Below are 13,424 nucleotides of genomic sequence, written 5' to 3'. Positions count from 1 at the left end.
AAAAGTTGCATCATCCTAAAAACCGCATCTTATTACCTATGAAAAGCCCTTGATACAAAAAAACTCCCCCCAACCTCCGAATCATTTCGGCAAGTTTAGGGGGAGTCTTTGTCCCGGTTAGTTACAGTTGAACTTGGGTTCACTTTCAATCGCGACCAATAAAGATTCGACTGATTCAGCAGGGTATCGCACTTCCACGGACTGTGAATCAGCGTTCCCAAATAGCACGTACCAGCTACCTTCCTGACGATAGCCGATATCGCTCATTTGATGATCCTCTTGCAGCAATTGCAAGAAAAAAGCAGCTGTCTCCAAAGCAGAGCGATCTTCTGGTCGCGCATGGGCAACCACTTGAATTTGGAGCCAGTTAAAAAGTGCATCTTCACGCTTCACGTGGCTCTCCTCACTTTCGACCAGTTTGCTCCGGCTTGATCCGTACCTTTACAATCACGAGAATCGCGATCGCCACCAGCATTGCACTTTTCACAGGTAGCTGCACATCCAAAATAGCGAAAATGAGAGCTCCAGCAAATAAAAGGATGTACAAGAGTAAGGTTTTCAAAATTGGCATACGGATACGGGTAGCAAAGCCAAGATAATAGACAATAATTAATTCCACAAACAAAATCCAAGCCCGATATTTATCAGCCCATATGCGAAAGCTGTCATATCCTGTGAGCTGATCTGGATTAGTTGGCACATAGGTTGATGCGATTTGTATCCAGTCCATCACTTATCTCTCCTGTCTTCAAGCGGTGAAACTCCTACCACTTCACATGCCACCTCATAGGCGGAATGAAGCGAATAGTCACTCCTTTTTTCTTAGGAAAACGCTATCTTTCTTACTTTATCAGGTGGTGGATTCTGTGTCAAAAAACGGTAGGTCCTTCCATGTTGCTGGCATGAATTTCGCCGTACATGCTATGATGAGGATATGTCAGTAGAAAAAGGTGGGAATAAGATGAGCTTGTATGATATTGCTGTCAAAACGATTTCCGGTGAAGAGAAGACATTGTCCGCCTTCAAAGGGCATGTCCTGCTAATCGTGAACGTCGCCAGCCAATGCGGCCTTACCCCTCAATATAAAGGGCTACAGGAGCTGTATGAGCGTTATCAGGATAAGGGTCTCGTCATTCTCGGCTTCCCTTGCAACCAGTTCGCTGGACAAGAGCCAGGAACAGAAGAAGAAATCGCAACGTTCTGCGATCGCAATTACGGCGTGACGTTCCCGCTGTTTGCGAAGATCGATGTCAATGGTCCTGGTACTCACCCGTTGTATCAGTACTTGAAGGAACACGCCCCGAACGAAGAAAATCCAGATATCGAATGGAACTTCGCCAAATTCATCGTGGATAAAGACGGTCATATCGTAAAACGCATCAGTGCTCGTACTCAACCTGAAGAGCTCAGCTCTGATATCGAGAGTTTGTTGTAAGGACAAGCCCAAACAAAAACGCCACTTCATCCCAAACAGGATCAAGTGGCGTTCTTTTCTTTTCTATCTTACGCTTGCGGTTGTGCTTCATAGCGTCTTTGCTTCTCATAGCGCTCACGATCTGATTTGTTCAGATATTTTTTGCGCAGACGAACGGATTGAGGTGTTACTTCGCACAGCTCATCGTCGTTCAGATATTCCAGTGCCTCTTCCAAAGACAACATGCGAGGAGTCTTCATTTTGACAGTCTCATCCTTAGTCGCAGAACGTACGTTGGTCGCATGCTTTTCTTTACATACGTTAACGGTCAGATCGTTGTCGCGGTTGTGCTCGCCCACGATCATTCCTTCGTATACTTCTGTACCTGGCTGAATGAACATTGTTCCGCGATCTTCAACGGACATCAAGCCGTACGTGGTAGCTGTTCCTGTCTCGTGGGAAATGAGTACCCCTGCGTGACGTCCTCCTACCGCTCCTGGTACAAGTGGACGATAGCTGTCGAAGGAGTGGTTGAGAATACCGTAACCACGTGTAATCGTCAAGAACTCTGTACGATATCCGATCAAACCACGGGATGGAATAATGAATTCCAGACGAACTTGTCCGAAGCCGTTGTTGATCATGTTAACCATCTCGGCTTTACGTTGACCCAATGTCTCCATAACCGGCCCTGTGTATTCCTCAGGAACATCAATGATCAACAACTCAGCCGGTTCCATTTTTTGACCATCGACCATACGAATGATAACCTCAGGCTTGGACACACCCAGCTCAAAGCCTTCACGACGCATGTTCTCTACCAAGATGGACAAGTGCAATTCACCGCGTCCAGAAACCACATACGCATCTGGCGAATCTGTTTCATCTACACGTAGAGATACATCTGTCTCCAGCTCAGACATCAGACGATCACGCAGCTTGCGGGAAGTCACGTGCTTACCTTCGCGACCAGCAAACGGGCTGTTATTCACGAGGAACGTCATCTGCAGAGTAGGCTCGTCAATTTTCAAGAGTGGCAGTGCCTCTGGATGATCAACGTGGCAAACAGTTTCCCCGACGTTGATATCGTCAATACCAGAAATCGCTACGATATCTCCTGCTCTTGCTGTTTTTTGCTCAACACGTTGCAAACCGGAGAAACCGAACAGCTTTTGAATCCGTGCTTTTTTCACTTCGCCTTCGCGTGTAGTGACAGATACCATTTCATTCAGGTTCATGGTTCCGCGATAGATGCGGCCAATCCCGATACGACCCAAAAAGTCGTTGTAATCCAGCATGGTTACTTGCATTTGGAGCGGAGCAGATTCGTCTGCGTCAGGAGCAGGCATATGCTCTACGATGGTGTCAAACAGTGGGCGAAGGTCGCCTTCCAGCTTATCTGGCTCAAGTCCTGCAATCCCTTGCAGACCGGAAGCATATACGATTGGGAATTCCAGCTGGTCTTCCGTCGCATCCAGATCAATGAACAGGTCGTACACTTCGTTGATAACTTCTTGAGGACGTGCATTGTCGCGGTCTACTTTGTTCACGACAACGATAGGGGTAACTTTTGCTTCCAGTGCTTTTTTCAATACAAAGCGCGTTTGTGGCATACAGCCTTCGAAGGCGTCGACGATCAACAGAACGCCATCCACCATGCTCATGATACGCTCAACCTCGCCACCGAAGTCAGCATGGCCTGGTGTATCCAAGATGTTAATCGTGAAATCATTGTATTTGACCGAAGTGGTTTTCGCCAGGATCGTAATTCCACGCTCGCGCTCCAGGTCGTTAGAGTCCATCATTCTCTCTTCTACCTGTTGGTTCGAGCGGAATGTGCCCGATTGGATCAAAAGTTTGTCAACCAGCGTTGTTTTTCCGTGGTCAACGTGGGCAATAATTGCAATGTTGCGTATGTCAAGACGCTTCATGTGAACCTCCTCTATTATGCATACCTTCCATATTAACAGGTAGTGAAACGCGGCACAATGGGCAGTTTTTTACGGGAGCCACTTCCTGAGTAAGCGACTTTATTTTCGTCATACTAAGGAAAATGGAGGTGGCAAACGTATGAAACGGTACGGCCCGAAATGTTTGATTGGCTTGTTTATGATTGCAACCATGATGACCGGATGCGCAAGCTCGAGCAGCCATCCAAAAAATCAAGCACACACACAAAGTACCACCTATCAGCAAGCCCCAGATGCTAGGGCAAGCCTCGCTCATGATTATCATGCCTACACTGGCGGAATCAATGCCCGCAATTATCGAAACGGATATACGGTTAACGGTTTTAATCAGGATTTGGCTGAGCAGCTCACCATGGTCGCAGATGACGTGCCTGGTGTGGAACGTGCTACTATTCTCGTGAGCGGCACAGATGCCGTCATCGGAATTCGTGTTCGGAAAAATTTTGGCCCTGAGCAAACGCGCATAATCGAACAGCAAGTCCACTCAGCTGTTCGTTCACGTGTTCCCAACTTTTCGATCCAAGTAGCCTCCGACGCAGCCACATTTGACCGGATTCGTGCCATCCATGCAGATATTTATGAAGAAGCGACGCATCGGACCAATCAAGTTGATGTGAGACCCGACATAAAAAGCCAGATCACCAATACATCCACGGAATTTCGTTCTCTGCTCCACGATATTGGCCGCAGAATTCCTACTGTCACTCCATGATGACCAATATGAATCGAAGCTCCATATAAAAGAGGTGCGGAATTAGCCCGCACCTCTTGAAAACTTTTCCATTTGTGACTTACTTTGCCGCTTCAACCAGCTTCATTTCTGGCTCAACAACTTGCAGTTCACCCAAACCACGAACTAATTTCTTCGCGTAAGTTTTTTCCGGCTTCAGCACGGATACCAAGTAGTCGATGGCGATTTGCGGATCAACGGTTTCCCCACACGTGTAGCAATCCAGAGCAGCAAAGCCGCGCTCAGGATACGTATGAATGGACAGGTGGCTTTCCGAGAGAAGAACTAGTACGGTAGCACCCTGAGGAGAAAACTGCTTCGCTTGCACACTCAGTACCGTAGCACCGCATGCCTCAGCAGCCTCAATCATTTCCTTTTTCAAAAATTCTGCGTCGTTCAACAAATCAAACTGAACTCCCCATGTGTCAACAGCAACGTGTCTTCCGAAAGTCGAATATTCCATCTTTCGGTTCCCCCTTCCTAACGAGTGTAATGTTAAACATCGCTAGGACCTGCGTCATTCACTAACGGGGGCGGTTTCCGTTGTTATCCACCCTTTAAAGTGAATCCTGGTTCCTAATCCTGTTTCCAACGAAAACAACAATACCATGCTTTGGCCTAGTTTGACAATACCCTTTTTCAATAATCTATTTAGAACACTATAAATAGGCTGACGGCTATCTCTACAGGGTTGAGAGCAACCACCTGCTACAAGTGGATTTCACATGTTGTGAGATATGCTACACTTTCAGAAATGAATCAGAATGGAGAGGATCGCAAACAAATGATTACTATCCGTAATGCCAAAGCAGAAGATTTGCCTGCATTGATCGCCATCGAGCACCTTTGCTTCTCACCAGATGAGGCTGCGACACAAGAAGCATTTGAGAAGCGTATTCGTTTGATTCCTGACAGCTTTTTTGTAGCGGAAGCGGATGGGGTCATTGCGGGTTTGGTCAATGGACCCGTCATCGAATCCACCTTCATTACCGATGATCTATTTCAAACAATTAAAGAAAATCCGGCATCTGGCGGACATCAAACCATTTTAGGATTAGCGGTTTCTCCCGCTTTTCAAAATCGCGGCATTGCTTCCATGCTCCTATTACACCTAGAAGCATCAGCAAGAGAGTCCGCCCGTGAGACGATCACGCTTACGTGTAAGGAAAATTTGATTGGCTACTATGAAAGTCATGGATACCTCAACAACGGTGTTTCCAGCTCAGATCACGCTGGAGCAATTTGGTACAATATGAGCAAACCATTACAATTGCGCTAGTGAAGGGCAAATAGCAAAAGCGGGCACCTCTTGTTAGGAGGAAGCCCGTTTTTTGTTAATCACATACATAAAAAAGGGCGCCCCAGGCACCCTTTTTTCTCTAAACTTCTAATTCAAATAGACGTCGCGATAATGTTACTAATCGAACATCAATTGCTGGAAGTTTTTCCGGGGCAGTTCTCTTTGCCCAATTACGCAAATCCAGCCATCGGTCCGTTTCTTGACGTAAGGACTCAATCTCCTGCTCACTGCCATCCTGCTGGAACAACGCCTCCAGCTCATTGGCCATGTGCAGAGAGTTATTTTCAAAGATGGACACTTCTTCGTCTCCGGTAAGCTCCTGAATGCTCACAACCGATCCTTGATCGTAGTGATACACCATTGTGAAGCCGTCATAAATCCGGTGGACAATACCATAGCCTCGGAACGCTTTCATTGCTTTTCTCATTGCATTTGCCAACTGCCGATCTCGGATCAGATATGAGCTGTCGCAAGAGTAGCGGCTGCCAACCCGACAAAAACTCAATTGAATTTCGCCGTTCTTGTCATTCAAGATTACGTCACGATCGCCATTGTCACACACTTTGACTTGGACTGAAATGTGTTCATTGGTGAAAAGCGAAACGAACTGGTTCAGCTCTTCTTCATTCACCGTGAAATAGGCCTTGGCGTAATTAGTTGCTAAACGCTGTGCCATAAATATCTCCTCAATTCTTTTGGTTTGCATGGGCCGAGTACGACCGAACAGTTATCCAAATCAGAGGAGATACGCTAAGTGTCAACAAAAGAACGCTGTAGAACCTGGCCTTGCCCCGCGAATCGAAAATCGATTTGGGTAATGAAGGCGGATCACCTACTTTTTGTTTTTCGCAAAAAAGCCATTTTTGACATCTTTATTATACCTCAGGTGCCCTTAAAAGTCTTGAGCAAAATGACGATGAATTTTAGCAAAAAACCGGAATATCCGCAATCAGACGCAGAGAAATGAAAAGAACTCCCTGAATCATTCATATGCTTGCTGTTTCATTGAAATTCAGAGGGACTTATATCCCTGCGATTGAGGTCATCGCTTTTTTGATCGCAGCCTGTTCTTCTTCAGACAAATGATAGCTCGATGTCCCTTGCTCAAGCGGCTTGGCGTACACGCGAGATTCTTCTCGTCCAAAAATGCTGGTGATCACGACGCCGTTCCCAACGTCATCTGTTACCGCCAGCGAAAAGCTAAGATCACTGCCGACATCCCCGAAGGCATTGTAACGGATAATCGCTACTTTGCCGCATTGCGCTGCCATTCGTTGTGACAGACGATTGATGGCAAACTGCTGATCACTGTGCTGCTTTTTCATTTCTTCTACCTGATCCAGCAGTCTGTGCAAGCCCTCCTCGAGATTGGCTCCTCCCGTCCCTGTCATGATCCGGTTGATTGATTTCCTCAATCGACTAATCCGGACGGACTGCATAATCACGATCCATATCAGGATCAGTGTCAATGCGATGACGGCTAAAAGCAGGATCGCTACATTGGGGATTTGTGATAGGAATGCTTCCAAAACTTTTCTTCCTTTCCGGCGCGTGCGTAAATATGCTGTCAAAACCTTCTTTATTGTACAACCGCCGGGCCTCCCATTCAAACAAGTCTTTCATAAAAACAACAATTACTAAATAAGCGACTTGCAACCAAAAAAAGCGACACCCTCATTTGTTTGAGATGTCGCTTTTTCATTCCGTATTGGTTTGTGTCAAACTCATCGTCCTTTGGCTATCCTCCAGTCTGCCTACGCTTCCAAAAGCAACATTTCCCGACGGAGCTGTTTTAATCGCTCTGTAGACTGCTTCATTTGACTTTGGTCTTTGGCCTGCATGGCGTCATACAACGTTGCCAGTTCATAATCCAACTCCAGACGCAGCACCGGGATGCGTTCTTCCGAGTCACGTCGTTTCATCGCGGCAATTACTTGATCCATCGTTACATTGCAAAATTTTTCATAGATCACTTTTTTCTCAGCTCCTTTTAATTCCACTATTCTGACAACTTCTCCGTACTGGATTTGCTTCAGCAAGACGCACTCTTCAAAAGTGACCTTGATCATGGCATGCCCTTTTGCCCGCTCTACGAAGTGGTACAGTACGAGTGCCACTCGAGAATCATTGACAGGAATGCCTGTAATGTGCAGCTTATAGGACCCGTTTAAACGCTGCATTTTCCAGTCGGATCGGCCATCTGTGGTGTTCACGAGGAGGTGAAACTGCTCGGGAGATTCTTTCCACGTGACGCTCACCCCTGCTTCCACCAGGGCCTGCACCATCGCGTGCAATGTTTTGCGGTCAAACCAAACTACCAAATGAAAATACTCCAACTCCATGCCGAGATTCATCTTCTACAGGCCCCTCCCGTTGACAGAATACTCAGATATCATTTTTGCCGTAAGGGAGTGAGTGGTATATCATATTATTCAGGCTTTGGTTTTGCTATTCATAAAACTCGGCATGTATTTTTTTCCTGGATGGTATGATATCATATGGAGGATTCCAAGCTCCCTTGACGGGGACGATCGCCCTTTTCTTTCCAGTGGGGTTCGATGATGCTTAAAAGAGGTGTTTGTTACATGCCAACGTTTCCAGGCTTTCGTCAAGAAGATTTTGATGTTTTTGCCATTGATGGACTAGATGCTCGGATGGACGCGATCAAAACTAATATCCGTCCCAAATTCGAAGTACTCAGCCAACACTTTGCGCCTTTTCTCTCCGTAGCAACCGGGGATGAAATGTTTACGCACATAGCAAAACATGCACGCCGTACGGTGAACCCACCAGCTGATACGTGGGTTGCCTGGGCTAATGATAAACGCGGTTACAAAAAACATCCGCACTTTCAAATCGGCTTGTGGGGAACACATTTGTTCGTTTGGTACGCGGTAATCTACGAGTCTCCTTCCAAAGAGATCATCAGTCATGCGTTTAACAAGCGTTTAGATGAGGTCATCGCGATGGTTCCGGAACATTTTCACTGGTCTCCAGATCATATGCAACCAGCAAGCACGTCTCAAAAAGAGCTGGGCACGGTTGGCGTGAAAAAGTTGGTGGACAGGCTGGCACAGGTAAAAAAAGCGGAGTTGCTCTGTGGAATTACCATTGACCGTCATGATCCAATCCTAGCAGACGGAGAAGCATTGGTGAGTCGTCTCGAAGAAACATTTGGTGTGTTGAGTAAGCTCTATACATTAGGAAATTCTCGTGGATAGACCGCCTCCCGCTTTCTTTAGTTAAGTTATATGCAAAAGAACAGGTCCGCTTTCATTTGAAAAACGCAGGCCTGTTCTTTTGTTTTAGGAAAAAGACCGCAGTCGATCCAACGACTTATTCACATGGTTAAACATGCGGTCAAACAATTGTTGGACACTTGGTACATCATCAATCAATCCAATAACCTGACCAGCCCAACCAAAGCCACGCTGGCTGTCGCCCTCATAAATAAATGTGCAATTGTTCGCTCCACTGATGAGGCTCTTTAACTGCTCGTAGCCTGCCCCTTCTTTTTCCAATTGGAGAATGTGATCAGAGCCTGGTGTACGAACGACCCTCGCAGGTGTTCCCAATGTGCGCTTGATAACTGCGGTATCGTGCTCTGTTCCAGCAACCAACGCTTCTTTGTAAGCCAAATGCGCATGGACACATTCTTGCGTCGCAATAAATCGCGTCCCCATCTCCACACCCTCTGCACCCAGTGCAAGCGCTGCCAAAATCCCCCGACCATCACCGATGCCACCGCTAGCCAATACCGGAATTTCCACGGAATCCACCACACGCGGAATTAAAACAAACGTCCCGATATCATCTCGTCCCAGGTGCCCCCCACCTTCTTGACCAACAGCCATCACAGCATCCGCGCCAATCGATTCTGCTTTTTGCGCTTGGCGGGCAGACGCAACCAAGACAAGCTTTTTGATGGGATGACCATCGAGTCTGCGCAGCAGCGGCTCTGGATTGCCTCCTGTTACCGAAACAGCTGCCACTCCTTCTTCAATCGCCACATCCAGCATTTCTTCATACGGCCGACCGTGTTGACCAATGGCATAATTCACACCAAATGGTTTATCCGTCAATGCACGGACCTTGCGAATCTCCTCCCGCAGTGCATCCGCCGAAGGCAAGGACATAGCCGTAATTTGACCGAGTCCCCCGGCATTTGATACAGCCGCAGCCAGATCTGCGTAAGCCAAATAAGCCAAGCCACCTTGAACTACCGGATACGTAATTTGAAGGAGCTCCGTTACTCTCGTTTTCATCCATTTATCACCTCGTGTAAATGACCTTCTCGGCTTACAGGCCAAACTCCTGCCACCACTCGTAGGCATGAATAAAAATTCGCTTGCTTTCCCCCCCTATTTTGCTATACTCAATTTGTTTGTTTTTCCCCTTATTATTCTTGATTAGTAAAGTGAGGCGATCGTAGTGAGACAAATGAAAACTCCTTTGTTCAGCGGGTTGTTGGAGCACGCCAACCGGAACCCGATTCAATTTCACATTCCGGGCCATAAGAAGGGTATGGGTATGCATCCGGCATTTCGCGAGTTCATCGGGGACAACGCTCTTTCGATAGACCTCATCAACATTGCGCCATTGGATGACTTGCATCACCCGAAGGCAATGATTAAAGAAGCACAAGATTTGGCAGCCGAGGCATTCGGCGCTGACCATACATTTTTTTCCGTGCAAGGTACAAGCGGTGCCATCATGGCGATGATTATGGCGACCTGCAATCCTGGCGACAAAATTATCGTACCGCGTAACGTACACAAATCGATTATGTCGGCAATTATTTTCGCTGGCGCAATCCCAATCTTTATTCACCCTTCAATGGACGAGCGTCTGGGCATTTCTCACGGGATCACAGTGAAAGCCGTGCAAAAAGCACTGGAAGCCCATCCTGATGCTGCTGCCCTGTTGGTGATTAACCCTACGTACTTCGGTATTGCAGGTGACCTGCGTGAGATCGTGCGGGCTGCGCATAACTATGAAATTCCTGTATTGGTAGACGAAGCTCATGGTGTGCATATTCATTTTCATGAGGAATTGCCGATTTCGGCCATGCAAGCAGGTGCCGACATGGCAGCAACCAGCGTACACAAGCTGGGTGGCTCTTTGACTCAAACGTCGATCTTGAATGTACGGGAAGGCCTCGTCGATGTTGATCGGGTGAAAACTGTTATGAGTATGCTCACGACGACCTCGACTTCTTACATCTTCCTCGCGTCATTGGACATGGCGCGTCAGCATTTGGCCCTCAATGGGAAAATGCTCGCGGATCAAGCGATGGAATTGGCAGCAAAAGCACGCGATATGATTAACGAAATCCCGCGCATCTACTGCGTTGGCAAGGAGATTCTTGGAAAGCCTGCGACTTTTGCGATGGACCCAACCAAGCTCCTCATCCACGTACGCGATCTCGGAATCACTGGATGGGAAGTCGAGAACTGGCTGCGTGACAAGTACAACATTGAGGTAGAGATGAGCGATTTGTACAACATCCTCTGCTTCGTTACTGCGGGAGATACGGAAGAATCCATCCGTACGTTGGTAAATGGCTTGCGTGATCTGTCCGTTGAATTTTCGCACGTACAAGCAGAAGAGAAGCCTACCATCTCACTGCCGAATATCCCTATGCTGTCCACAACCCCTCGAGATGCATTCTATGCAGAAACAGAGACGGTTCCGTTGGTGGAAGCAGCAGGTCGAGTCATCACTGAGTTCATCATGGTGTATCCTCCAGGCATCCCGATCTTCCTTCCTGGGGAGGTAATCACTGAGGAAAATATCGCGTACATCCAGGAAAACATTCGTGTCGGACTACCCGTACAAGGTCCTGAAGATGAGACACTGAAAACGATTAAAGTCGTAAAAAGACAAACGGCTATTTCTGGCTAAGCGATCCGAACCCTAAACGGCTGCCTCTTTCACGAGAGAGCAGCTTTTTTTATTTTTTATGCAAACATTTTGAGATAAGATGAAAATAGGAAAAATCAGGAAAGGTGGGCGATGCTGCCATGCCAGACTGGTCGTATCAAACGATGTTTCGGCCACTTCTCTTTCTCATGCCACCCGAACGAGCCCGGTCTATTACCTTGCAGTCAATCGGCACTTTGGCAAAAATTCCGGGTGGTCCGCTCATCATCGAATGGATGGGACATATGGAGCCTCCCTCACAACTCTCCAAAACAATTGGTCCCGTCACGTTCCCTACTCCAGTCGGGTTGGGGGCCGGATTGGACCCGGATTGCATCGCCATTCAGGCGCTGTCCAAATTCGGCTTCGGGTTTCTAGAGCTGGGCCCTGTGTCCAAAAAACCGATTGATTCCCGCGGCACCGTTCAACGTGATATTGCCGCGATGAATATCCACTATCCCAGTCCACTGGTAAATAATGGTATACGTGCCCTTCAGAGGCGCCTGGAGGGGGCTTCTGGCATTAAAATTCCTATCGGAGTCAGATTGGCCTGCCGACCAGAAGCCAGCCTGAGAGAAGCCACAGAAGAGCTTCAGGAGCTGATCGACAAATTAGAGCGTTTTTGTTCGTTTTTCACAATAGATTCGCGAGCGAATATGGGACAGCCAGAATGGGGCCATACAGCTTGGAAGGAACATTTTTCCTGTTTGCGTAACCAAACGGATCTGCCACTCTTGCTGGCGATTCCTCCGAGCCTTACAGAAGCGGAAGCACTCCCGATTCTTACCTCGGCAAAAGAAGCAGGACTCAACGGCTTAGTTGTCGCTGGAGGTACGATTCAGGAAGATTCACCATGCGCGAACAACTCTGTTTACATCACGGGGAGAAGTTCACACGAGCAAGCCGTCAAATTAGTCTCTTGGGCACGGGGACAGTGGTCAGATGCCCTTATCATTGGATCAGGCGGCATTCTGGAGCCACAAGATGCGCTGACCTTTCTTGCAGCCGGTGCCAATTTTGTGCAGTTGCACAGTGGCTTGGTCTATTCTGGCCCTGGCTTGCCAAAACGAATTAACGAAGCCATCTTGCAAACACAACCAGACACTGACCCTCCTCAAGAAAAGCGACCTGCTTTTTTATTTCCTTCTTGGATATGGGGAATTTTGTTGGGCGTGGGCATGATGATCGGTGGGGCACTTGCTTGGCTGGTCGCAGCAACAACCGTCGTCCTTCCGTACGACGAACGCTTTCTCGGGATGTCAGCCGACCAGCTTGCGCTCATCAATGCGCAAATCCTCTCTTTTATGTCACACGATCGGATTAGCCTGGCAGGAACGATGATATCCATAGGAATTTTGTATAGCCAACTTGCTTACCATGGCCTACGTAAAGATATTCACTGGACGCGGACCATCTTGCTCGTCTCCGGTGCTGTTGGATTTTCCAGCATCTTTTTATTTATTGGATACGGGTACTTTGATTATTTGCACGCGATATTAGCGCTCGTGTTGTTCCCCATGTTTTTGCTCGCATTACGGACACCAGCAAAGGTTCATTTGACTCGCCTACCTCCTCAGCTTCACAACGATCGGGATTGGCGAATGGCTCTATGGGGACAATTGCTCTTTGTCATCATCGGATTTGGTTTGACAGGGGCTGGTATCATCATCTCGATCATCGGCGTCACAGGTGTCTTCGTTCCTTCCGACCTCGTCTTTCTCTGTGTGTCTGCTGATACCTTGCAGTCTTACAATGAGCGATTAATTCCGGTCATTGCTCATGACCGTGCTGGCTTTGGTGGGGCATTAGTTTCGAATGGCCTGGCCGTCTTGCTGATTAGCCTTTGGGGTATTAGGCGAGGAGAAGCGTGGATTTGGTGGACATTGTTTTTAGCAGGCATTCCAGGCTTTGTTTCTGGCATAGGTATCCATTTTACTGTTGGCTATGTCGATTTTATTCATCTCTTGCCCGCTTATGTCGCAGTCATTTTCTTTCTCGTAGCACTCGTACTTTTGAAGCCGTATTTATGCCGGACATAAAAGAAAACAGACGAAAGAAATTCTTTCGTCTGTTTTTCTCATATAGAGC

The 13,424-nt window shown here is 47.5% G+C and carries 14 protein-coding genes; 6 read left to right on the top strand and 8 right to left on the bottom strand.

The window, feature by feature from the left end; all coding sequences use genetic code 11:
- Positions 1 to 117: 117 nt before the first annotated feature.
- Together PMI05_RS15475 and PMI05_RS15470 are read right to left on the bottom strand one after the other, a co-directional pair.
- The gene (locus tag PMI05_RS15475) at positions 118 to 393 is read right to left on the bottom strand and encodes a hypothetical protein (RefSeq protein ID WP_007723256.1); all 276 of its coding nucleotides are present in this window, start codon (positions 391 to 393) and stop codon (positions 118 to 120) included.
- Between the two features lie 10 nt (positions 394 to 403).
- Positions 404 to 730 carry a YlaH-like family protein gene (locus tag PMI05_RS15470; RefSeq protein WP_007723254.1) on the bottom strand — a complete coding sequence of 109 codons (327 nt, stop codon included), beginning with the start codon at positions 728 to 730 and terminating at the stop codon, positions 404 to 406.
- Between the two features lie 231 nt (positions 731 to 961).
- Here PMI05_RS15470 and PMI05_RS15465 point away from each other — a divergent pair, with 231 nt between their 5' ends.
- Positions 962 to 1,435, top strand: a complete 474-nt coding sequence (locus tag PMI05_RS15465) for a glutathione peroxidase (RefSeq protein WP_007723252.1) — start codon at positions 962 to 964, stop codon at positions 1,433 to 1,435.
- A gap of 68 nt (positions 1,436 to 1,503) precedes the next feature.
- Here PMI05_RS15465 and typA read toward each other — a convergent pair whose 3' ends face one another.
- On the bottom strand, positions 1,504 to 3,345 hold the full coding sequence (gene typA, locus PMI05_RS15460; RefSeq protein ID WP_007723249.1) for a translational GTPase TypA: 1,842 nt from the start codon (positions 3,343 to 3,345) through the stop codon (positions 1,504 to 1,506).
- Positions 3,346 to 3,484: 139 nt separating this feature from the next.
- Between typA and PMI05_RS15455 the strand changes: the two genes are divergently transcribed.
- A complete protein-coding gene (locus PMI05_RS15455) occupies positions 3,485 to 4,096 on the top strand; it encodes a YhcN/YlaJ family sporulation lipoprotein (protein WP_007723247.1) in 612 nt (203 codons plus the stop codon).
- Between the two features lie 79 nt (positions 4,097 to 4,175).
- Here PMI05_RS15455 and speD read toward each other — a convergent pair whose 3' ends face one another.
- Entirely contained in the window at positions 4,176 to 4,577 is a 402-nt protein-coding gene (speD, locus tag PMI05_RS15450) for an adenosylmethionine decarboxylase (RefSeq protein WP_007723244.1), read from the bottom strand.
- Positions 4,578 to 4,898: 321 nt separating this feature from the next.
- On the opposite strand from speD, the gene PMI05_RS15445 reads away from it, so the two are divergent.
- Positions 4,899 to 5,393 (top strand): GNAT family N-acetyltransferase, encoded by a 495-nt coding sequence (locus PMI05_RS15445; RefSeq protein WP_007723241.1) that lies wholly within the window; start codon positions 4,899 to 4,901, stop codon positions 5,391 to 5,393.
- Between the two features lie 100 nt (positions 5,394 to 5,493).
- Here PMI05_RS15445 and PMI05_RS15440 read toward each other — a convergent pair whose 3' ends face one another.
- The 3 genes from PMI05_RS15440 to PMI05_RS15425 all read right to left on the bottom strand — a co-directional run bounded on the left by PMI05_RS15440 (position 5,494) and on the right by PMI05_RS15425 (position 7,768).
- Entirely contained in the window at positions 5,494 to 6,090 is a 597-nt protein-coding gene (locus PMI05_RS15440) for a hypothetical protein (RefSeq protein WP_007723238.1), read from the bottom strand.
- Between the two features lie 346 nt (positions 6,091 to 6,436).
- Positions 6,437 to 6,943, bottom strand: a complete 507-nt coding sequence (locus PMI05_RS15430) for a DUF4446 family protein (RefSeq protein WP_007723233.1) — start codon at positions 6,941 to 6,943, stop codon at positions 6,437 to 6,439.
- Between the two features lie 225 nt (positions 6,944 to 7,168).
- Entirely contained in the window at positions 7,169 to 7,768 is a 600-nt protein-coding gene (locus PMI05_RS15425; RefSeq protein ID WP_007723230.1) for a hypothetical protein, read from the bottom strand.
- Between the two features lie 231 nt (positions 7,769 to 7,999).
- Here PMI05_RS15425 and PMI05_RS15420 point away from each other — a divergent pair, with 231 nt between their 5' ends.
- Complete coding sequence (locus PMI05_RS15420) at positions 8,000 to 8,635, top strand: YktB family protein (RefSeq protein ID WP_007723228.1); 636 nt, start codon at positions 8,000 to 8,002, stop codon at positions 8,633 to 8,635.
- A gap of 84 nt (positions 8,636 to 8,719) precedes the next feature.
- Here the strand turns inward: PMI05_RS15420 and PMI05_RS15415 are convergent, their stop codons facing one another.
- Positions 8,720 to 9,679, bottom strand: a complete 960-nt coding sequence (locus PMI05_RS15415) for a nitronate monooxygenase family protein (protein ID WP_007723227.1) — start codon at positions 9,677 to 9,679, stop codon at positions 8,720 to 8,722.
- 166 nt (positions 9,680 to 9,845) lie between these two features.
- Between PMI05_RS15415 and PMI05_RS15410 the strand changes: the two genes are divergently transcribed.
- Positions 9,846 to 11,318 (top strand): aminotransferase class I/II-fold pyridoxal phosphate-dependent enzyme, encoded by a 1,473-nt coding sequence (locus tag PMI05_RS15410; protein WP_007723225.1) that lies wholly within the window; start codon positions 9,846 to 9,848, stop codon positions 11,316 to 11,318.
- A gap of 119 nt (positions 11,319 to 11,437) precedes the next feature.
- The gene (locus PMI05_RS15405) at positions 11,438 to 13,375 is read left to right on the top strand and encodes a dihydroorotate dehydrogenase (RefSeq protein WP_007723216.1); all 1,938 of its coding nucleotides are present in this window, start codon (positions 11,438 to 11,440) and stop codon (positions 13,373 to 13,375) included.
- Positions 13,376 to 13,424 lie beyond the last annotated feature (49 nt).

Origin of the sequence: Brevibacillus sp. BC25, assembly GCF_000282075.1 — a bacterium.
In the GTDB taxonomy this organism is placed as follows: domain Bacteria; phylum Bacillota; class Bacilli; order Brevibacillales; family Brevibacillaceae; genus Brevibacillus.
The sequence above is the reverse complement of the archived record's forward strand: the minus strand, read 5'-3'. Positions and strand labels throughout refer to the sequence as shown.

Coding starts and splice junctions, on each gene's coding strand:
- PMI05_RS15470 (WP_007723254.1), bottom strand. CDS start 730: ATGGACTGGATACAAATCGCATCAACCTATGTGCCAACTAATCCAGAT.
- PMI05_RS15465 (WP_007723252.1), top strand. CDS start 962: ATGAGCTTGTATGATATTGCTGTCAAAACGATTTCCGGTGAAGAGAAG.
- typA (WP_007723249.1), bottom strand. CDS start 3,345: ATGAAGCGTCTTGACATACGCAACATTGCAATTATTGCCCACGTTGAC.
- PMI05_RS15455 (WP_007723247.1), top strand. CDS start 3,485: ATGAAACGGTACGGCCCGAAATGTTTGATTGGCTTGTTTATGATTGCA.
- speD (WP_007723244.1), bottom strand. CDS start 4,577: ATGGAATATTCGACTTTCGGAAGACACGTTGCTGTTGACACATGGGGA.
- PMI05_RS15445 (WP_007723241.1), top strand. CDS start 4,899: ATGATTACTATCCGTAATGCCAAAGCAGAAGATTTGCCTGCATTGATC.
- PMI05_RS15440 (WP_007723238.1), bottom strand. CDS start 6,090: ATGGCACAGCGTTTAGCAACTAATTACGCCAAGGCCTATTTCACGGTG.
- PMI05_RS15425 (WP_007723230.1), bottom strand. CDS start 7,768: ATGAATCTCGGCATGGAGTTGGAGTATTTTCATTTGGTAGTTTGGTTT.
- PMI05_RS15420 (WP_007723228.1), top strand. CDS start 8,000: ATGCCAACGTTTCCAGGCTTTCGTCAAGAAGATTTTGATGTTTTTGCC.
- PMI05_RS15415 (WP_007723227.1), bottom strand. CDS start 9,679: ATGAAAACGAGAGTAACGGAGCTCCTTCAAATTACGTATCCGGTAGTT.
- PMI05_RS15405 (WP_007723216.1), top strand. CDS start 11,438: ATGCCAGACTGGTCGTATCAAACGATGTTTCGGCCACTTCTCTTTCTC.